The organism is Parabacteroides sp. AF19-14, assembly GCF_003635485.1.
GTDB lineage: Bacteria > Bacteroidota > Bacteroidia > Bacteroidales > Tannerellaceae > Parabacteroides > Parabacteroides distasonis.
On the sequence record NZ_QTMJ01000003.1, the window covers coordinates 95,554 to 114,818 of the forward strand.

Here is a 19,265-nt window from a genome sequence, read left to right on the forward strand (position 1 = left end):
CGTCCACAAATATAGAGAAAATGCTTACAACGTTATTATTTACGGTCATAATTCTTGTTATCAGTGTCGTGTTGCTATCGATAAAAGTGCTGTTGAAAAAGGGAGGAAGGTTCCCGAATACGCATATCGAAGGAAACAGGGCGTTGGGTAAGAAAGGTATATTTTGTGCGAAGACCATGGATCGTATGGCGGTGAAGCAAAAGGGACTCTATGACATCATGAACGAAATAAAAGAATAAAAAAATAAGATTTAAATTGCACTTTATGAAGAACATTAACTACGTTATTAACGGTGTGCTAGCGGTGGCTGTCGTAATCTTGTATATTATGCAATTTTCCGGCAAGAAAGAATCAAGCGTAACAAGAACATTCGCGTCAGCGGGAGACACAACGGCCTTACTTCCGATCGCTTATGTAAATGTGGATTCCCTGTTACTTAATTACAATTATTCCAAGGATCTGAACGAGATCATCTTGAAGAAACAAGAGAATTCCCGTGCTAACATCACCCAGAAAGCCCGTAGTTTACAAGGCGAGATGCAAGATTTCCAGCGTAAGGTAGAAAATAACGCTTTCCTTACCCGTGAGAGGGCGGAGCAAGAGCAACAACGTTTATTGAATAAGCAACAAGAGTTGCAGAACTTAGATAACCAATTGGCTCAAGAGTTGATGCAAGAGCAGCAGAAGTTGAACGAGCAATTACGCGATACGGTTGTTTCTCAATTGAAGGCTTTCAATCTGGGTAGGGGCTATCAAGTGGTATTCAGCAATACGGTAGGAGATAATATCCTTTTGGCTGGCGATTCCTATGATATCACAGGCGAATTGCTGGAATACTTGAATAAGAATTATTCCTCTCCGGCCAAGTAAGCTATTAATAGAATTTATAAAAGAAAGGGTGTATCAAAGGAACGTTTGATACACCCTTTTTTAACGGTACTTACCGGGGATTTTATAGAAGATATACTGTATCTGCAAAGTAATATATACTGCGTTGGCTTGGTCAGTATATATTCATCGGTCGGATCAGTAGCGCTGCGTTTTGCGGCCAATTACTCTTTAGGAGTAACGAAAGCGGTATATACTTGTAAGATAGCGGCTACGCTCAAGCAAAGGATCCACTCGGTACGGTTGTTGAACATAAAGCCGGAAGATACGATCATTAGAAGTCCGGCGAATACGTTGAAACGGTGGAGCCGACGGCGACGAAAGTCCAAGTCCTTAACCGGAAGGGTCAGATAGCAAACGGCTATACCCGCCGCACCGACAGCGAATAAATAAGGGGCGACAGCCCAATGAGTAAGAAACAATACGGCACCGGCTAATACGAGTAATCCCGCTACGCCGAAAATAATCGATCTGATTTGTTGATTCATTTATTTGTCCTTGATAATAAAAACATCCTCGTTCGACCTTTTCATAAAATACTCTTCACGGGCGAAACGTTCCAGTCCCTCCTTGTCCGTATGAAGGTCGTTTAATTTCTTGCTGTTGATTTCGATCTCCTTTTGGTAATGTTTGATCTCTTTCTCCAAGCTGCGTATTTTCTCGTCGTACGTATAGCGTTTATACAAGCTGCTATCGCCCACCGTAAAGGTGACGATAAGGAACACGATGGTAACCAACCAATAAGCGTTGATCCACGATAGATACTTTATGTAAAACTCTTTTATGCGTGACATCGGAACATCGTTTTCGCGAAGATAATGAATTATTTTGTTTATCTTTGTCTTATCAATAAAAAGCAGAGAATGGATAATTATATTGTATCGGCAAGAAAATATCGCCCGTCCACTTTTCGGAGTGTAGTAGGGCAGAAGTCTCTTACCACTACGCTGAAAAACGCGATACAAAGTAACAAATTAGCGCATGCTTACCTGTTTTGCGGTCCTCGTGGAGTAGGAAAGACCTCGTGTGCCCGTATCTTTGCGAAGACGATCAATTGCTTGAATCCGACGGCGGATGGCGAGGCTTGTAATGCGTGCGAGTCGTGCCGGGCTTTCAATGAGCAGCGTTCTTACAATATTCATGAACTGGATGCCGCCTCGAATAACTCGGTGGACGATATCCGTACCTTGATCGACCAAGTGCGTATCCCGCCTCCAATCGGTAAATACAAAGTCTTCATTATTGACGAGGTCCATATGTTGACAACCGCCGCTTTCAACGCATTCTTGAAGACATTGGAGGAACCTCCGCATCATGCTCTCTTTATCTTGGCTACGACCGAGAAGCACAAGGTGCTTCCCACGATCCTTTCCCGTTGTCAGATCTATGATTTCTCCCGTATATCCATCGCCGACATGGTGGAGCATTTGCAATATGTCTCTTCGCAAGAGGGGGTAACAGCGGAGCCGGAAGCCTTGAACGTGATCGCCCAGAAAGCGGATGGAGGTATGCGCGACGCTTTGTCTATCTTTGACCAAGTGGTAAGTTTTACGAATGGAAATATCACGTATCAAGCGGTTATCGATAACTTGAACGTGCTGGATTATGAGTATTATTTTCGTCTGACGGATGCGATCTTATCTGGCAATGTGCGGGCATCTTTATTGATCTTGAACGAGATATTAGGCAAAGGATTCGACGGGCAGAATATCATAACCGGTTTGGCCGGGCATTTCCGGGATTTATTGGTATGCCGGGATGAGTCCACCTTGGTGCTATTCGAGGTGGGGGCTTCTATACGTGAACGATATAAGGAGATGGCGAAACATTGTCCGGATCAACTTCTGTTCAAGGCGATAGAGCTAGCGAATACGTGCGATTTGAATTATCGTGCCAGCCGCAATAAGCGTCTTTTATTGGAATTGACGTTGATTCAGCTCTGTCAATTAACACAGGTAGCCGCCGACGATAAAAAAAAAGCGCTGATTGAGCCGATCGCCGGGACGAATCCAGCTTCTCAAGCGGTGAATAGCGGGAAGCCTCAACAGCCGCCTCAAGCTCCTTCAGTTACGGCAGCGGCCGGTGCTCCACAAGTTATGAGTACGCACATGCCGAGCTCGGTTCCTGCGCCACCTCCGTCTACAGCGCCTAATCCGGTTCGTAGAACGGCTCGTCCGATGGGAATCTCCATGAAGGAGATCGGAGTGGAGAAGCCTAAGCAACAAACCGTTCAACAAGCGACAACGAACGTAAAGGAGGTAGTAACTCCCTTTGACAATGATTCCTTGGTTCGTGAATGGGATAATTACGCCGCAACGATTGACAAGAAAGTGTATCTTAAGAATACGATGATCAATTGCAAGCCTACCTTGCAAGAGAATTATTATTTTGAGGTAGCTGTACATAACCCGGGGCAGCAAGAGGAATTGATCAATAACGCGATCCATATCCTGCCATTTCTCCGCCAGCATCTTACTAATAGCCGTATCCAGATGCGTGTCCGGATCGTAGAGGGAAATGAGAAGCATTTGGCTTATACATCCACGGAAAAGCTAGAGTTGCTGATGAAGATAAATCCTACCTTGGGCCGTTTGAGGGATGAGTTTAATTTGACGTTAGATTAAGTAGATATGCTAAAGATCCCAAGAAGGGATCTTTAGTCTTATTTTTTATTCCTTTGTCTCAAGATAAACCACTTGAGTTTGCAAATACTCCTCAAGTCCATGTTTTCCATCCGCGCCACCGATTCCGGATTTACGCCATCCCGCATGGAAGCCTTGCATAGCCTCAAAATTCTCACGGTTAATATAAGTCTCCCCGAATTTTAAGGAGCGCATTACCTTGAATGCGTTATCCAAGTTTTGTGTATATACGGAAGATGTCAATCCATATTCGCAATCATTCGCCCATGCGATAGCGTCGTTGATGTCCGAATATTCGACAACCGGCAGCACGGGGCCAAAAGTCTCTTCTTGTATGATATCCATTTTCTGCGTAACACAATCCAAAACGGTCGGTTCGAAGAAATATCCTTTTGTACCGATCCTATGGCCACCACACAGTAGCCTAGCACCTTGTTGGATCGCTCTCTCTACTTTTTTCTCCATAGACTCCAATGCGCTGGCTTCAATAAGCGGTCCCATATCCAGATCCGCGACCTCATTGGGATTTCCTACTTTTACCTGCTTCATGCCGGCGACTAGTTTTTCCATGAAGGTCTCTTTTATCGCTTTGTCTACATAAACCCGTTCGGCACAATTACATACCTGTCCGGTATTGATCACACGAGAGGCAATAATAGACTTAACAGCAAGATCGATATCTGCGTCCTTCATCACGATAGCCGGGGCTTTACCTCCTAACTCCAGAGAAACTTTCGTGATATTAGGAGCGGCAGCTGCCATGGTTTGTTGTCCGGCTCCCACGCTTCCAGTCAGACTAACCATACCTACTTTCGGATTCGCCGCGAGTTCATGCCCAATCACGCTACCCCGTCCATTTACCAGATTGAAAACACCGGCAGGCAAACCTGCCTCCTCCACGATCTGTGCGAATACGTATGCGTTCTCTGGCGTAAGCTGGCTAGGTTTTATCACGATCGTATTTCCGGTGATCAAGGCCGGAGCGGCTTTACGAGCGACTAGAAAGAATGGGAAATTCCAAGGTAGGATACCTGTCGTTACTCCAATCGGTCTCTTAAATAAGAAAATGTTTTCATGAGGGCGGTCACTGGGAATGATTTCCCCTTCGTACCGACGGGCCCAGCCTGCCATGTAATCCATATAATCCGCGGTAAAAAGAACTTCAACATTGGCGAGTCCTTGGGTTTTGCCTCCTTCACGGACGATGATGTCGGTCAGTTCCTTCTCTCTCTTACGGATGCCTGTCGCTATCTTTGTCAGATAAGCAGCCCTTTCTATAGAGGGTGTTCTTTCCCATTGATTCTGCGCTTTCTCTGCGGCATCGATTGCTTTTCTGGCATCTTCAACCGTCCCGTCAGGCATCAGTGAAATAACCTCTTCGGTAGAAGGATTCAATACCTTGATCCATTTCCCAGACTCATTCTCAATGAATCTGCCATCTATAAACATTTTCAATTCTTTCATGATACTATTTTTAGGTTGAATAATTTGTTCTTAAAAGTACGGGAAAGGAAGGAATGGTAATGTTTTAAAAATGATAATAGTTCTATCAGAAATGATAGTGAATCAAGATAATAGGGTAGATATAGAAAAAACAGCCTCAAGAAGTTGATCTTCTCAAGGCTGTTTTTTTATAGAATGATCGTTTTTCGTTTTAGCAGGCTTTGAAGCTCATATCCAAGCTCTTCACGGAGTGAGTCAAAGCCCCTACGGAGATGAAGTCTACGCCACATTCCGCGTAATCACGTAATGTGTCGAACGTGATACCGCCGGAAGACTCTACCTCGAAACGTCCGTTGATGCGGCGAACCGCTTCTTTTGTATTCTCGATATTGAAATTATCCAACATGATACGATCGATACCGCCTACTTTCATGGCTTGTTCCAACTCGTCGAAGTTACGAACCTCGATCTCGATCTTTAGGCTCTTTCCTTTCTCTTTCAGATAGTTTTGCGCACGTGTGATCGCTTGCTCGATGCCGCCGGCGAAATCCACATGATTATCTTTCAATAAGATCATATCGAACAAACCGATGCGATGGTTCATGCCGCCACCGATACGTACGGCCTCTTTCTCGATCATACGCATACCGGGAGTTGTCTTGCGAGTATCTAGAACGTGTGTCTTGGTGCCTTCTAACGCCTTGGCGTATTTACGAGTCGTAGTAGCGATACCGCTCATGCGTTGCATAACGTTCAGCATCAACCGCTCGGTCTGCAATAAGGATTGGATCTTACCTTCCACCACGAACGCTATATCCCCTTTTTTCACTTCGGCTCCGTCTTGTATAAAGACCGTCATTTTCAGTTCCGGATCGAAGTCGTGGAAGATACGTTTAGCCATTTCCACGCCGGCCAATACGCCATCTTCCTTGATGATCAGCTGGCTTTTCCCCATCGCTGTCTCGGGGATGCAACATAAGGTGGTATGATCACCATCGCCAATATCCTCGGCAAACGCTAATTTGATTAAGTCGTCAATAAGTTTGTCCATCTTTTATTCTATTCTGATTGATTGTATAATCGCTGTATTCCCTTCGGCACGGTACGTGATGTTTACACGGTACTCACCGGAAGACGTCGGAAGCTTTCCGACAAGGAAACCGCTTTCCTTTTTATCCGCATGATGTACGACCGAGAATCCGGAAGGCTTATTCGAACTGAAAAATGAGGACAACATAGAGACGGCCTCACTTCCGTTACATTTCTTAGAGGAACCGGGCAAGGCTACATCCACCACCTTATCCATAGCACCGGATAGAGAGGAGGCATTTCCTGCCTTGAAAGCATTTGATATACTGGTAATATCCGCCGCCTGCGCACATACGAATGCGAATATCAAGGCGAATGTAAGTAAGAGTCGTTTCATAAGCTTTCTTTATTTTATTGAGTAATTAGTGGCAAAGGTATGTATTTTTCTTGTAACTTAGCCTTTCTAAACCTGTAAATGTAAGTAGATGAAGATTGGACTGATTGTGATTGGTAAGACGGATGCCGGTTATTTTGTGGAGGCTATCAATGAGTATAAAAATCGCTTGACGCATTATATACCCTTTGAAATGGAAGTCATACCGGATATAAAGAACGTGAAGAACCTCTCAGAGGCGCAGCAAAAGGAGAAAGAGGGCGAATTGATTTTAAAGGCTTTGCAGCCCGGCGATTATTTGGTGTTGCTGGACGAGAAAGGGAAGGAGTTCACCTCCATGCAATTTTCTACTTATCTGGAAAAGAAAATGCATACGGTCCCGAAACGCTTGGTATTTGTGGTGGGCGGTCCTTACGGTTTTAGTGAGGCCGTGTATAAGGCGGCATCGGAAAAGATCTCGTTGAGCAAGATGACTTTTTCCCACCAGATGATCCGATTGATCTTTATCGAGCAGATTTACCGGGCGATGACGATCTTGAATAACGAGCCTTACCATCATGAATAACCGCATCGTTTAACGCCGGTATCCGCATAGCCCTACGCCTATACTGGCGTAAGTTCACACCGATACTGCCGTGAGGCTATGCGAATACTGGTGTTTTTCTCCCGGATTAATGGACTAATTTCAGGCCGACGATCCCTATCAATATCAAGGATAAGAACAATAATCTGAATATATTCGCGGAATCATGGAAAAACAAGATTCCAAGAAGAACAGTCCCTATAGCCCCGATCCCGGTCCAGATTACATAAGCCGTACCGATCGGGATGCTTTTCTGGGCGAGATATAAGAAATAACCGCTTAAGCCCATGGATAAGATCGATAAACCTATAAACCAAATAAAATATTTGGAATGCATACTTGCTAATTTAAAGCCCAGCGGCCAGCCGATCTCGAATAATCCGGCTATAATTAACAGAATCCAAGCCATATAGAATTAGTCTTAAAAGTTTTCCCGTGTCTTCTGGATCAATAAATAATCCAATAAAGTCATGGCGGTCATAGACTCGACGATAGGTACCGCACGAGGCAATACGCATGGATCATGACGTCCGCGTGCCTTTAATATCGTATCCTCTCCCTCCATGTTAACCGTTTCTTGTTCCATCAAGATCGTAGCGACCGATTTAAAGGCTACCCGGAAATAAATATCTTGTCCGTTGGAGATCCCTCCTTGGATACCGCCGGAATTATTGGTACGAGTATTGATATGCCCGTTATCATTGAAAAAGCGATCGTTCCTTTCCGATCCGCGGAAGAAGGCGGCGTTGAATCCGTCTCCATACTCGAAGCCCTTCACGGCGTTGATCGTAAGCATCGCATGTCCCAACGCGGCATGTAACTTGCCGAACACAGGCTCTCCCAATCCGACGGGAACCCCTTTCGCCACACAGGTAATAACACCGCCGATCGTATCTCCTTTTGATTTGACCTCGGCGATCAAGGTTTCCATCTCTGAGGCGGTCTTCGGGTCCGGGCAACGTACGTCGCTCTCCTCCGTCAAGCTTAGATCATAATCTTGGTAACTACCCGCTAATTGGATCGGGCCGACCTGCGAGGTATAAGCTTGAATCTGTATGCCGTATTGCTTAAGGGCGAGTTTAGCGATGGCTCCAGCCACGCAACGAGCGATCGTTTCCCGGGCGGACGAACGTCCACCTCCACGGGGATCACGGATTCCATATTTCGTTTGATAGGTATAATCAGCATGGGAAGGACGGTAAACCGTTTTCATATTGTCATAGTCCGAGGAATGTTGGTTTTTGTTCCAGATGATGAAACCTATCGGCGTGCCGGTTGTCTTTCCCTCGTAGATACCGGAAAGAAACTGTACCTCATCATCCTCTTTACGGGGGGTCGTGATACGGGATTGTCCCGGTTTACGACGGTTCAGCTCTTGCTGGATGAATGCCGTATCTAATTCGATCCCGGCTGGGCATCCGTCGATCACGCCGCCGATACCGGGGCCGTGCGATTCGCCGAACGATGTTAATCTATAAATATTACCAAAAGTATTCACCGCTTTGTCTAATTGAAAATTGAAAACTGAAAATTGAGAATCAAAAGCCGATGATTAGGCACTTCTCCTAATTTTCAATTTTCAATTCTCAATTTCCCATTATTTAGTGGCATCCACCACAACCACAACCACCCTCGTGGTTATCGCCACAATCGCTACCGCAATCGTCGCAACCGCAACTGCATCCACCTGCGGGAGCGGAGAAGGCTGCGATCTCTTCCGCTGTCGGTTCGTGTACGTCGATTACCTCGCCGCTGAAATGCAAAGTCTCGCCAGCCAACGGATGGTTGAAGTCCATTACCACGATATCATCCTTCACTTCCAATACAGAGCCGTTCATACGGTTGCCATTAGAATCCATCATTGGGACGGTATTACCTTCCTTGATCATCTCGGCGTCGAATTTACCGTCCACCTCGAAGATATTCTTCGGAAGATCCAATACGTGCTCCTCGTTATATTCGCCATAAGCCTCGGCTGGCTCGATGGAGAAGTTGAACGTGCCACCTACTTCCAGCCCGTTCAAGGCTTTCTCGAATGCCGGAAGCATCATGCCTGTTCCGTAGATGAATTTCAAAGGAGCCTCGACCGTCGCTTTTTCCATTAACTCACGTTCTTCACCTTCGCCAACGTTCAGGTCGTATGTAACCGCAACGTATTTGTTTGCTGTAATTTTCATTTGTCTTGTATTTTAAATATGTATAGAAATGCTCGCAAAGATACGATTTTATTTCTTATCCACCGCCTTTTTAAGAGCGTTCATCGCTTTATCTAAAACAGAGCGGGGGCAGCCAATGTTCAAACGCATATGGCCTTCTCCCCCGGGGCCGAAGATACTTCCGTCGTTCAGCGCTAGTCCGGCTTTGTCTTTGAACAGGTGTACGAGTTCATCTTGACTTAATTTCAGTTCCCTGCAATCCAACCAAACGAGGAAGGAGGCTTGGGACTGGTAAACTTTTATCTTGGGGAGATGTAGTTTCATGAACTCTTCCACGAAACGTACATTCTCCATGATATACATTCGCATTTGTTGCAACCATTCGGCGCCATAGGTGTAAGCGGCGGTTGTCGCCGTATAAGCGAAGATCGTGCCATCGCCAAACTCTCCGGCCTCAAGGAAAGAATAAAATTCTTCCCGGATGCGATCATTGGGAACGATTGCGTAGGAAGTCACGATACCGGCGATATTGAACGTCTTGCTCGGTGCCATGAAAGTTATGCTGCAAGAAGCGGCAGTATCCGATACGGAGGCAAATGGATAATGCGTATACTGAGGATAGGCCATTTCCGCATGAATCTCATCGGAGATAACCAAAATATTGTGCTTGGCGCAAATCTCGGCCAAGCGGACCAAGGTTTCCTTTTTCCAGACGATCCCACCCGGATTGTGAGGGTTGCAGAGGATCAATACCTTGCATTTATCATCTATAATAGATTCAAGATGATCGAAATCCATCTCATAAACACCATCTACCATCTTTAGCGGATTATAAACGACCTCACGCTTCATTTTTTCCGGAACGATGCGGAACGGGTGATAAACAGGGGGCTGGATGATGACCTTATCTCCTTTTTGCGTAAAGCATTGGATAGCGAAAGCGATTCCCTTTACGATTCCGGGGATATAGCTGATCCATTCCCGTTGTATTTTCCAGTTATGTTTGTAGTGTACCCAATTGATGATACTCTCGTAATACTCGTCGGAGCCGAATGTATAGCCGAATATCTCGTGCTCACAACGTTTCTTCAGGGCCTCTACAATAAAGTCCGGTGTGCGGAAATCCATATCCGCCACCCATAGTGGTATCAGATTCTCGTCACCGAACATCTCTTTCAAACGGTCGAATTTCACGCAACTCGTCCCATGCCGTTCGATAACTTCGTCGAAGTTGTAGTGTTTCATATTTTTATTAACGATCAGTTTCTTAATTGCTATTGGGGTCAAAGATACAAATTATTATATTTATTGTTTATCCAAATCAAAGTATGAAATGCTGTATATTAGGAAATCGGCGATATATTTAATGAATCGTTTACTTAAATGGCTTATCAAACCGTGAACTGGCAAAATGTCAAAGTGTTATTATTGCTCTCTGTGGGTGATGAATTATGGGGCGGGGGCTTGGTCGCACGGAAAAAGCGCAAGCATTTGATGGTTGTGTAAATCAGAATGATGTTTGAATGCAGGTGTTGTTGGTCTTTTTTATGATTGATGTTTGAATAGCTGTCTATCGGTTGAGTATTTAAGGCTTTCTCTGTCTGAAAGTCATTTTGAAAATGTCTTTGCTTGAGCTGCTTCTAGCGTGGGTTATGCCGGATTTAGTCTTGATTTTAGGTGATTTTCATTCGAATGTTAACAAAATTTAGTCCGATACTAGATGAAATTTCTTCCTTATGTTCTTCAGAAAACTTTCTTATGTTTTTTCTAGAACACTATTATGAATTTTTTCAAGGCTATTTATAGTCTACAAGTGTTAATAAATATGTGATTTAGAGTTTATATGTATCTTTTTTATCGCTAGAATAGGATTTTCTTATGAGATACGTGTTATCGTAAGTCGTGTTATCTGATAAAAATGTTATCTGGGATCTGTTTTAGATAACATTTGTCTTTTTACTGTTTCTGTTTGGAAATCGAAGTTTTTTCCCTTCTATACCTTCCGATTCCTAAGTAATACACTCTTGCTCCTGTTAAAATGCAATCCTAAAATGGTATTTGCTTGAGAATTGAAAGAAAAATGAAGAATTTTCTTTTAAATCCTTTGCGCATATCAATTATTGTTCTACATTTGCAGCGTCAAACAAACAAAGACAATAAGAAAAGATGATGAACAACGTATTGCATATTATTCTCGTGGTGGTCCTTCTAGTCATTAGTAGGTAAGGAGAAAGGTGTGTAAGAAGTTGTGAAGTCGTAGAGATATTTCTTAAGCCTTTCTCCATATAGGGAAAGGCTTTTTTATTATAAATAAATCAAGGTAGAGGCGTGGATAAAGCGCTCTACGAACAAAAAATAGGAAAGAGATGAAGAATCCGTTAAGAAGCTCATTTAGCACCGAAGGTCGTAGGATGGCCGGAGCCCGTGCGCTATGGCGTGCCAACGGGATGAAAGAGGAACAGTTCGGCAAGCCTATTATCGCTATCGTAAATTCATTTACCCAGTTCGTGCCGGGGCATACGCATTTGCATGAGATCGGGCAATTGGTCAAGGCCGAGATCGAGAAACAAGGTTGTTTCGCCGCTGAATTTAATACGATCGCTATCGACGACGGTATCGCTATGGGGCACGATGGGATGCTTTACTCGCTTCCTTCACGCGACATTATCGCGGACAGCGTGGAATATATGGTAAATGCCCATAAGGCGGACGCTATGGTTTGCATCAGCAATTGCGATAAGATCACGCCGGGTATGCTTATGGCTTCCATGCGATTAAATATCCCGACGGTGTTCGTGTCCGGTGGCCCGATGGAGGCAGGTGAGCTGGATGGCCGCCATCTTGATTTGATCGATGCGATGATTGAGTCTGCCGATACATCGGTAAGCGATGAGCGTATCGAGCAGGTGGAACGCCATGCGTGTCCGGGTTGCGGTTGTTGTTCCGGTATGTTTACCGCTAACTCTATGAACTGCTTGAACGAGGCGATCGGTCTGGCGCTTCCGGGTAACGGGACGATCGTGGCTACCCATAAGAACCGTATCCAACTTTTCCGTGACGCGGCTAAGCAAATCGTTGAGAACGCTTACAAATACTATCGTGATGGGGATGATTCCGTGTTACCTCGCAACATCGCTACCCGTCAGGCTTTCTTGAACGCCATGTCTCTGGATATCGCCATGGGGGGGTCTACCAATACGGTGCTTCACTTATTGGCCGTGGCACAAGAAGCCGGCGCCGATTTTCATATGGAGGATATCGATATGTTATCCCGCAAGACTCCTTGCCTGTGTAAGGTAGCCCCGAATACGCACACTTATCATGTACAAGACGTAAACCGTGCCGGTGGAATCCTCGGTATCATGAACGAGTTGATGAAAGCCGGGCTTGTGGATGGCAGCACGAGACGTGCGGACGGCCTGACCTTGGCCGAGGCTGTTGATAAATACGCCGTCACTTCCCCGAACGTAACGGAGGAGGCGATCCGTAAATACAAGAGCGCTCCCGCTCATCGGTTCAGTATCCAGATGGGTTCCCAAGAATCTTATTATAAGGAATTAGATACGGATCGTGCCGAAGGTTGTATCCGTGACGTGGAGCACGCTTATTCCAAGGATGGCGGCTTGGCTGTTTTGAGAGGGAATATCGCCTTGGACGGATGTGTCGTAAAAACCGCCGGTGTGGATGAGAGTATTTGGAAATTCTCCGGCCCGGCGAAAGTCTTCGATTCACAGGATGCCGCTTGCGAGGGCATTTTAGGAGGCAAGGTCGTTTCAGGCGATGTGGTCGTCATCACGTATGAGGGTCCGAAAGGGGGGCCGGGAATGCAAGAGATGTTATATCCTACCTCTTATATAAAGAGCCGTCACTTAGGTAAGGAGTGCGCCTTGATCACGGATGGTCGTTTCAGTGGCGGTACGTCCGGTCTTTCTATCGGGCATATCTCTCCCGAGGCCGCTTCCGGTGGCGCTATCGGACTGGTGAGAGACGGGGATATCATCGAGATCAATATCCCGGAACGTTCCATCAACGTGCGGTTGAGCGACGAGGAGTTGGCCGAGCGCCGTAAGGCGGAAGAGGCACGTGGAAAGAAAGCCTTTACGCCGCCGACGCGTCAGCGTGAGGTCTCGAAAGCGTTGAGAGCGTACGGGAAGATGGTTAGCTCCGCCGATAAGGGAGGTGTAAGGATTGTTGAAGATTAAAGCCAATAATATACATTAAACACGTTATTTTTTATGGAGAAACAAAAGATAACCGGTTCGGAAGCTTTGCTGAAAGCGTTGATTGCTGAAGGAGTAGATACTATCTTCGGTTATCCCGGCGGACAGGCGATACCTATTTACGACAGTTTATATGATTATAGGGACCAGTTGAGGCATGTATTGGTGCGCCACGAGCAAGGCGCTACCCATGCGGCTCAAGGATATGCCCGTGTATCTGGCAAGGTAGGAGTGACGTTGGTTACTTCCGGCCCGGGCGCTACGAATACCATCACGGGTATCGCTGATGCGCTGATGGATAGTACGCCAATGGTCGTAATCGCCGGTCAAGTACCCTCGCCGTTGTTGGGAACCGATGCTTTTCAGGAAGTCGACGTGATTGGCATCACGCAACCGATCACGAAATGGGCTTATCAAATCCGCAAGCCGGAGGAGATCGCATGGGCTGTTTCTCGTGCTTTTTATATCGCTTCTACAGGCCGTCCGGGTCCAGTTGTGCTGGATTTAGCGAAGGATGCGCAAGTAGGGTTGGTGGAATATGAATATAAGAAGGTCGATTACGTACGTAGTTATCAACCGGAGCCGGATATCAATAAGGATCGTATCAAGGCCGCCGCCGATTTAATCAATGAGGCGAAGAAACCCTTCTGTCTGGTCGGGCAGGGAGTATTGTTAGGCGGTGCGGAAGAGGAATTGAAAGCGTTTCTCCAAAAGAATGATATACCTGCCGGATCTACGGTATTGGGCTTATCCGCGTTGCCAACCGATTTCCCATTGAACAAGGGAATGCTCGGCATGCATGGAAACGTAGGGCCGAACCGGAAAACGAATGAGTGTGATGTATTGATCGCTATCGGTATGCGTTTCGACGACCGTGTGACTGGCGATTTAAAGACATACGCTAAGCAAGCCAAGATTATCCATCTGGATATCGACAACTCGGAAATCGGCAAGAATGTTGCCGTGGACGTAAAGGTGCTGGGTAATGCCAAGCACACGATACCGATGATTACGGCGTTGCTGGAAGAACGTAAACGTCCGGAATGGAATGCCGAGTTCGATCGGGACGAGAAAGAGGAATACGATAAGGTAATCGAGAAGGAATTGTATCCGACCGAGGGCCAACTGAAAATGGGCGAGGTAGTCCGTAAGGTTTCCGAGGCGACCGGTAACGACGCTGTATTGGTGACCGACGTTGGGCAGAACCAGATGATGGGCGTCCGCTATTTCAAATATAAACAAACCCGTAGCGTGGTGACTTCCGGAGGTTTAGGTACGATGGGATTTGGTCTGCCGGCCGCTATGGGCGCAAAGTTCGGGGCTCCGGACCGTACGGTCTGCTTCTTTACCGGTGATGGGGGTATGCAGATGACGATTCAAGAATTGGGTACCATCATGCAGGAAAAACTGAACGTGAAGATTATCATTCTTAATAATAACTTCTTAGGTATGGTACGTCAGTGGCAAGAATTGTTCTTCCACGAGCGTTATTCAAACACCATCATGGAGAATCCGGATTTCGTGGCGATCGCTAAAGCCTATGGTATCGCCGGTCGTGCCGTTGAAAAGCGGGAGGAATTGGACGACGCTATCGCTGAGATGCTAAACCACGACGGCGCTTACGTGTTGGTCGCTAACGTGGAGACTTGCGGAATGGTATATCCGATGGTTCCTGCCGGGGGAAGCGTGACAAACATGATTATGGGAGACGAGAAATAAGGAGGAGATGAAGCTATGACAACAAAGAAATTATATACCGTTATTATCTTTTCAGAGAATATCGTAGGTCTTTTGAACCAGATAACGATTATCTTTACACGCCGACAGCTGAACATCGAGACTCTGTCCGTCTCTCCGTCCGCTATCAAGGGCATCCATAAGTTTACGATCACGACATTCGCCGATGAGGATATGATCGATAAGGTGGTGAAACAGATCGATAAACGTGTGGATATCTTGAAGGCTTATTATAATACGGATGAGGATTTGGTTTATCAAGAGATCGCTCTTTATAAGCTAAGTACCGAGCTTTTCATCAAGATGGGAACCGTGGAGGGATTGATCCGTAAATACAACGCCCGTATCTTGGAGATGAACGAGACCTGCGTGGTATTGGAGAAGAGTGGCCACTATGACGAGACACAAGCCTTGTTCAATGAGTTGAGCGAGACGATCGGTGTCCTGCAATTCATCCGCTCCGGACGTGTGGCTATCACGAAGAGCAAGGTGGAGCGCTTGAGCGATATGTTGGCCGATATGGAGCGAAAGTTACATGAAAAGCAACAATAATAAGATATGGAGAAAGTAGGATTATTTCATTTCGTGGCGGAGCCGTATTTGATGGATTTTAGGGGACGTGTAACGCTCCCTATGATTGGTAATTATTTGATTCACGCCGCTTCCAGCCATGCCGGAGAGCGTGGGTTCGGTTTCAATGATATGTCGGAGCGTCATACGGCTTGGGTGTTGTCCCGTCTGGCTATCGAGATGAAGGAATATCCTACCGCCTTCGATAATATTAATCTATACACTTGGATCGATGAGGTCGGACGCCTCTTCACCAGCCGTTGTTTTGAGCTGGCGGATGAGAATGGGAAAACCTTTGGATTCGCCCGTTCTATTTGGGCGGCTATCGACGTGGAGACCCGCCGTCCTACCTTATTGGATATAGAGGCATTGGGCAAATATATCGACGAGCGTCCGTGCCCGATCGAGAAGCCGGGCAAGATCATGCCGGCGGAGAATAAGGCGGAGGGAATCCCGTATTCGATCAAATACAGTGACTTGGATATCAACGGTCACTTCAATAGCGTGAAGTATATCGAGCATCTGCTGGATTTGTTCGATATCGACCAGTTCAAGACCCGTGAGATCGGCCGTCTGGAGATCGCCTACCAATCCGAGGGTAAACAAGGTATGCCGCTTACGCTTCATAAGGCGGAGTCCGCTCCCGATAAGCAAGACATGGCTATTTGCCATGAGGGAAAGGCGATCTGTCGTGCGGCGGTTACTTGGAGATAATAAAAGAGATACATAAATAGGTTTTTAAACATTAATAGTTAAAAAGAAAATGGCACAAATGAATTTTGGCGGTGTTGTAGAGAATGTAATGACCCGCGAGGAATTTCCGTTGGAAAAGGCAAGAGAGATATTAAAAGATGAGACAATCGCTGTTATCGGCTATGGCGTACAGGGACCGGGACAGTCATTGAACCTTCGTGACAATGGTTTCAACGTAATCGTTGGCCAGCGCCAAGGTAAGACTTACGATAAAGCGGTTGAGGACGGATGGGTTCCGGGTGAGACTCTGTTCGGTATCGAGGAGGCTTGCGACAAGGCCACGATCATCATGTGCTTGTTGTCCGACGCTGCCGTAATGTCTGTATGGCCTACGATGAAGCCTTATTTGACAGCTGGCAAGGCCCTGTATTTCTCTCATGGTTTCGCGATCACTTGGAACGATCGTACGGGCGTTGTTCCTCCCGCAGATATTGACGTGATCATGGTCGCTCCGAAGGGGTCTGGTACGTCTTTGCGTTCCATGTTCCTTGAGGGTCGTGGCTTGAACTCTTCTTTCGCTATCTATCAAGACGCTACTGGCAAGGCGATGGATCGTACGTTGGCGTTGGGTATCGGTATCGGTTCCGGCTACTTGTTCGAGACGACTTTCATCCGTGAGGCTACTTCCGATTTGACTGGTGAGCGTGGTTCTTTGATGGGCGCTATCCAAGGTTTGTTGTTGGCCCAGTATGAGGTATTGCGCGAGAATGGACACACTCCTTCCGAGGCTTTCAACGAGACGGTCGAGGAGTTGACTCAATCCTTGATGCCTTTATTCGCCAAGAATGGTATGGACTGGATGTACGCGAACTGCTCTACTACCGCCCAGCGTGGCGCTTTGGACTGGATGGGTCCGTTCCACGACGCAATCAAGCCGGTTGTCGAGAAATTGTACGCAAACGTAAAATGCGGTAACGAGGCTCAGATCTCTATCGACTCAAACTCTAAGCCGGATTATCGTGAGAAATTGGAGGCTGAATTGAAGGCATTGCGCGAGAGCGAGATGTGGCAGACAGCTGTTACTGTACGTAAGCTTCGTCCGGAGAATAACTAATCCAATCTTAATCCTTATATATCAGCAAAAAGAGGCGGGTCACTTACGGGTGGCTCGCCTTTTTCTGTTTCTCTGCATCATTCGATGTGGATATTCCTAGCCTGTTTGATCTTTCGCATGCTGGATGCGGAATGGACGATGTCTAGCACTTCGATACGCTCCTCGGTGATGCGGTAGATGATAAGGTGTGAATCCAGGATGATGTTCCGGTACATGCGGCTTTTCGTAGCTAGGTGTCGGCATTCGGGATAATAAGGATAGTCGTTTTCCAGTTTCTCGACTGTATTCAATATGTGCTCAAGATATTTCCGGGCTTGGAATATGCCGAATCGTTCTATACCTTCCACGAAAATCCTCTCAAGGCTTTCCTCGTAAATGGGAGAACCGATTACTTTTTTCCTTGATAGTTGTCCATCCATGATCTTATTCTTTGATGTACTTCTTCAATAGGATAGAACGGCCCCTTCTCGATCTCATGGATATGTTCCCAGATCTCCTCTTGTGTGAATTGCACCGGCTTGGTGGGATCCCACTTGGGCTTTGCGGGTTCGGTCTTGGCCTTACGTGTCTTTGCGGTCTTGGCCGTAGTTTCCTTGGCGGGGATGTTGCTTAATTTTGTCATAGTCGTAATCGTTATTAATTAGTACTGTGGCAAATGTATGGAATAATTTCCATGTAATAAGATATTTAATGAGTAAAAAAGAAGGCGGGTCACTTATGGGTGGCTCGCCTTTCTTCGTGTTATTCGATGTGGATATTCCTAGTCTTCTTGATCTTTCGCATGCTGGATGCTGAATGGACGATGTCCAGCACCTCGATGCGTTCCTCGGTGATGCGGTAGATGATAAGGTGTGAATCTAGGATGATGTTCCGGTACATGTGGCTTTTCGTGGTTAGGTGTCGGCATTCGGGATAATAAGGATAGGTTTGGTCTAACTCGTATAAGATGGATTTTATCTTGTTAGCGTATAATTCCGCTTGGTAGAATCCAAATAAGTCAAGGCCTTGAACATATACATTATCGTAACTTTCCCAAAATAAACTACTGGTTATAACCTGCTTTTGAGTAGGTCTTGCTTCCATGCCTCAAAACGTTTAAAACCTTCATCTAGGGTCATGAACGGCCCCTTCTCAATCTCATGGATATGTTCCCAGATCTCTTCTTGGGTGAATTGCATCGGCTTGGTAGGATCCCACTTGAGCTTTGCGGGTCCGGTCTTGGTCTTACGTGTCTTTGCGGTCTTGGCCGTAGTTTCCTTGGCGGGGATGTTGCTTAATTTTGTCATAGTCGTAACTGTTATTTATTAGTACAGTGGCAAATGTATGGAATAATTTCCATGTAATAAGATATTTGGTAAGGAAAAAAGTAGGTCTATAGGATTAACTCATTACCCAGTTGTAGAGACGGGGCGTGCCCCGTCTCCATCCCCTCAAAATGGTATTCAAATTTATTTATGTCACATAACCGCTATTTTTAATCGCTTATCCGCTATATACGCACAATAAGCATGAATTTTGGGGTGTGGGGTGTGCAGGTCTTTATTACATATTTTTTTATTTCTTATATTTACTACGTCTTATACATTAAAAGAGTATATGAAAATCATATGATAATGTGTGATGGATATATGATGTTAACCTTTTTTATCAGTATGCGCTTGGTAAATCGGAATAATTGTCTAGCAAGCAAGCAAGCAAGCAAGCAAGCAAGCAAGCAAGCAAGCTAACCCAGATCTATTATATGTATACGCCGGGCCGGTATGCGGAGGATTTCCTCCGCATACCGGCCCGGCGTG

The 19,265-nt window shown here is 46.0% G+C and carries 22 protein-coding genes; 9 read left to right on the plus strand and 13 right to left on the minus strand.

Features of this window, described 5'->3' with window-relative positions; translation table 11 throughout:
• The first annotated feature begins 20 nt into the window (after positions 1-20).
• Together DWX33_RS03700 and DWX33_RS03705 are read left to right on the plus strand one after the other, a co-directional pair.
• Entirely contained in the window at positions 21-239 is a 219-nt protein-coding gene (locus DWX33_RS03700) for a hypothetical protein (protein ID WP_005854411.1), read from the plus strand.
• Between the two features lie 25 nt (positions 240-264).
• The gene (locus DWX33_RS03705) at positions 265-870 is read left to right on the plus strand and encodes an OmpH family outer membrane protein (RefSeq protein WP_005854413.1); all 606 of its coding nucleotides are present in this window, start codon (positions 265-267) and stop codon (positions 868-870) included.
• 182 nt (positions 871-1,052) lie between these two features.
• On the opposite strand, the gene DWX33_RS03710 is transcribed toward DWX33_RS03705, so the two are convergent.
• The gene (locus DWX33_RS03710) at positions 1,053-1,376 is read right to left on the minus strand and encodes a hypothetical protein (protein WP_036613279.1); all 324 of its coding nucleotides are present in this window, start codon (positions 1,374-1,376) and stop codon (positions 1,053-1,055) included.
• Positions 1,377-1,682, minus strand: a complete 306-nt coding sequence (locus DWX33_RS03715; protein WP_122379871.1) for a septum formation initiator family protein — start codon at positions 1,680-1,682, stop codon at positions 1,377-1,379.
• A gap of 69 nt (positions 1,683-1,751) precedes the next feature.
• On the opposite strand from DWX33_RS03715, the gene DWX33_RS03720 reads away from it, so the two are divergent.
• A complete protein-coding gene (locus tag DWX33_RS03720; protein WP_036613276.1) occupies positions 1,752-3,512 on the plus strand; it encodes a DNA polymerase III subunit gamma/tau in 1,761 nt (586 codons plus the stop codon).
• Positions 3,513-3,557: 45 nt separating this feature from the next.
• Here DWX33_RS03720 and aldA read toward each other — a convergent pair whose 3' ends face one another.
• The 3 genes from aldA to DWX33_RS03735 form a co-directional block, all read right to left on the minus strand.
• On the minus strand, positions 3,558-4,994 hold the full coding sequence (gene aldA / locus DWX33_RS03725) for an aldehyde dehydrogenase (RefSeq protein WP_122370009.1): 1,437 nt from the start codon (positions 4,992-4,994) through the stop codon (positions 3,558-3,560).
• A 190-nt stretch (positions 4,995-5,184) separates the two neighbouring features.
• The gene (nadC, locus tag DWX33_RS03730; protein ID WP_005854425.1) at positions 5,185-6,024 is read right to left on the minus strand and encodes a carboxylating nicotinate-nucleotide diphosphorylase; all 840 of its coding nucleotides are present in this window, start codon (positions 6,022-6,024) and stop codon (positions 5,185-5,187) included.
• A 3-nt stretch (positions 6,025-6,027) separates the two neighbouring features.
• Entirely contained in the window at positions 6,028-6,399 is a 372-nt protein-coding gene (locus DWX33_RS03735; protein WP_008780051.1) for a DUF4783 domain-containing protein, read from the minus strand.
• A gap of 88 nt (positions 6,400-6,487) precedes the next feature.
• Between DWX33_RS03735 and rlmH the strand changes: the two genes are divergently transcribed.
• Positions 6,488-6,961, plus strand: coding sequence for a 23S rRNA (pseudouridine(1915)-N(3))-methyltransferase RlmH (gene rlmH / locus DWX33_RS03740; protein WP_005854430.1), 474 nt, complete (start codon positions 6,488-6,490; stop codon positions 6,959-6,961).
• A gap of 106 nt (positions 6,962-7,067) precedes the next feature.
• Here rlmH and DWX33_RS03745 read toward each other — a convergent pair whose 3' ends face one another.
• From DWX33_RS03745 to DWX33_RS03760, 4 genes are all read right to left on the minus strand, one after another.
• Positions 7,068-7,388 carry a multidrug efflux SMR transporter gene (locus tag DWX33_RS03745; protein WP_005854432.1) on the minus strand — a complete coding sequence of 107 codons (321 nt, stop codon included), beginning with the start codon at positions 7,386-7,388 and terminating at the stop codon, positions 7,068-7,070.
• Between the two features lie 12 nt (positions 7,389-7,400).
• Positions 7,401-8,477, minus strand: a complete 1,077-nt coding sequence (gene aroC, locus DWX33_RS03750; RefSeq protein WP_022192777.1) for a chorismate synthase — start codon at positions 8,475-8,477, stop codon at positions 7,401-7,403.
• A 103-nt stretch (positions 8,478-8,580) separates the two neighbouring features.
• Positions 8,581-9,156: a peptidylprolyl isomerase gene (locus DWX33_RS03755; RefSeq protein WP_005854436.1), complete on the minus strand. Its 576-nt coding sequence runs from the start codon at positions 9,154-9,156 to the stop codon at positions 8,581-8,583.
• 48 nt (positions 9,157-9,204) lie between these two features.
• Positions 9,205-10,380 carry a MalY/PatB family protein gene (locus DWX33_RS03760; protein ID WP_122379872.1) on the minus strand — a complete coding sequence of 392 codons (1,176 nt, stop codon included), beginning with the start codon at positions 10,378-10,380 and terminating at the stop codon, positions 9,205-9,207.
• Between the two features lie 1,121 nt (positions 10,381-11,501).
• On the opposite strand from DWX33_RS03760, the gene ilvD reads away from it, so the two are divergent.
• From ilvD to ilvC, 5 genes are read left to right on the plus strand one after another with little or no spacing between them, the layout of a single operon-like run.
• Positions 11,502-13,337, plus strand: a complete 1,836-nt coding sequence (gene ilvD, locus DWX33_RS03765) for a dihydroxy-acid dehydratase (RefSeq protein ID WP_005864376.1) — start codon at positions 11,502-11,504, stop codon at positions 13,335-13,337.
• Between the two features lie 33 nt (positions 13,338-13,370).
• A complete protein-coding gene (ilvB, locus tag DWX33_RS03770; protein WP_048927571.1) occupies positions 13,371-15,074 on the plus strand; it encodes a biosynthetic-type acetolactate synthase large subunit in 1,704 nt (567 codons plus the stop codon).
• A gap of 15 nt (positions 15,075-15,089) precedes the next feature.
• On the plus strand, positions 15,090-15,644 hold the full coding sequence (ilvN, locus tag DWX33_RS03775; protein WP_008780057.1) for an acetolactate synthase small subunit: 555 nt from the start codon (positions 15,090-15,092) through the stop codon (positions 15,642-15,644).
• A 6-nt stretch (positions 15,645-15,650) separates the two neighbouring features.
• Positions 15,651-16,376 carry an acyl-[acyl-carrier-protein] thioesterase gene (locus DWX33_RS03780; protein WP_122379873.1) on the plus strand — a complete coding sequence of 242 codons (726 nt, stop codon included), beginning with the start codon at positions 15,651-15,653 and terminating at the stop codon, positions 16,374-16,376.
• 49 nt (positions 16,377-16,425) lie between these two features.
• The gene (ilvC, locus tag DWX33_RS03785) at positions 16,426-17,469 is read left to right on the plus strand and encodes a ketol-acid reductoisomerase (protein ID WP_005864389.1); all 1,044 of its coding nucleotides are present in this window, start codon (positions 16,426-16,428) and stop codon (positions 17,467-17,469) included.
• 77 nt (positions 17,470-17,546) lie between these two features.
• Here the strand turns inward: ilvC and DWX33_RS03790 are convergent, their stop codons facing one another.
• The 4 genes from DWX33_RS03790 to DWX33_RS03805 all read right to left on the minus strand — a co-directional run bounded on the left by DWX33_RS03790 (position 17,547) and on the right by DWX33_RS03805 (position 18,755).
• On the minus strand, positions 17,547-17,888 hold the full coding sequence (locus tag DWX33_RS03790) for a type II toxin-antitoxin system RelE/ParE family toxin (protein WP_009275741.1): 342 nt from the start codon (positions 17,886-17,888) through the stop codon (positions 17,547-17,549).
• Positions 17,858-18,091 (minus strand): hypothetical protein, encoded by a 234-nt coding sequence (locus DWX33_RS03795; protein WP_121962828.1) that lies wholly within the window; start codon positions 18,089-18,091, stop codon positions 17,858-17,860. The genes DWX33_RS03790 and DWX33_RS03795 overlap by 31 nt, the downstream gene beginning before the upstream one ends.
• Before the next feature lie 119 nt (positions 18,092-18,210).
• Positions 18,211-18,552 carry a type II toxin-antitoxin system RelE/ParE family toxin gene (locus tag DWX33_RS03800; protein ID WP_122379874.1) on the minus strand — a complete coding sequence of 114 codons (342 nt, stop codon included), beginning with the start codon at positions 18,550-18,552 and terminating at the stop codon, positions 18,211-18,213.
• Positions 18,519-18,755 carry a hypothetical protein gene (locus DWX33_RS03805; protein ID WP_057327368.1) on the minus strand — a complete coding sequence of 79 codons (237 nt, stop codon included), beginning with the start codon at positions 18,753-18,755 and terminating at the stop codon, positions 18,519-18,521. The genes DWX33_RS03800 and DWX33_RS03805 overlap by 34 nt, the downstream gene beginning before the upstream one ends.
• Positions 18,756-19,265 lie beyond the last annotated feature (510 nt).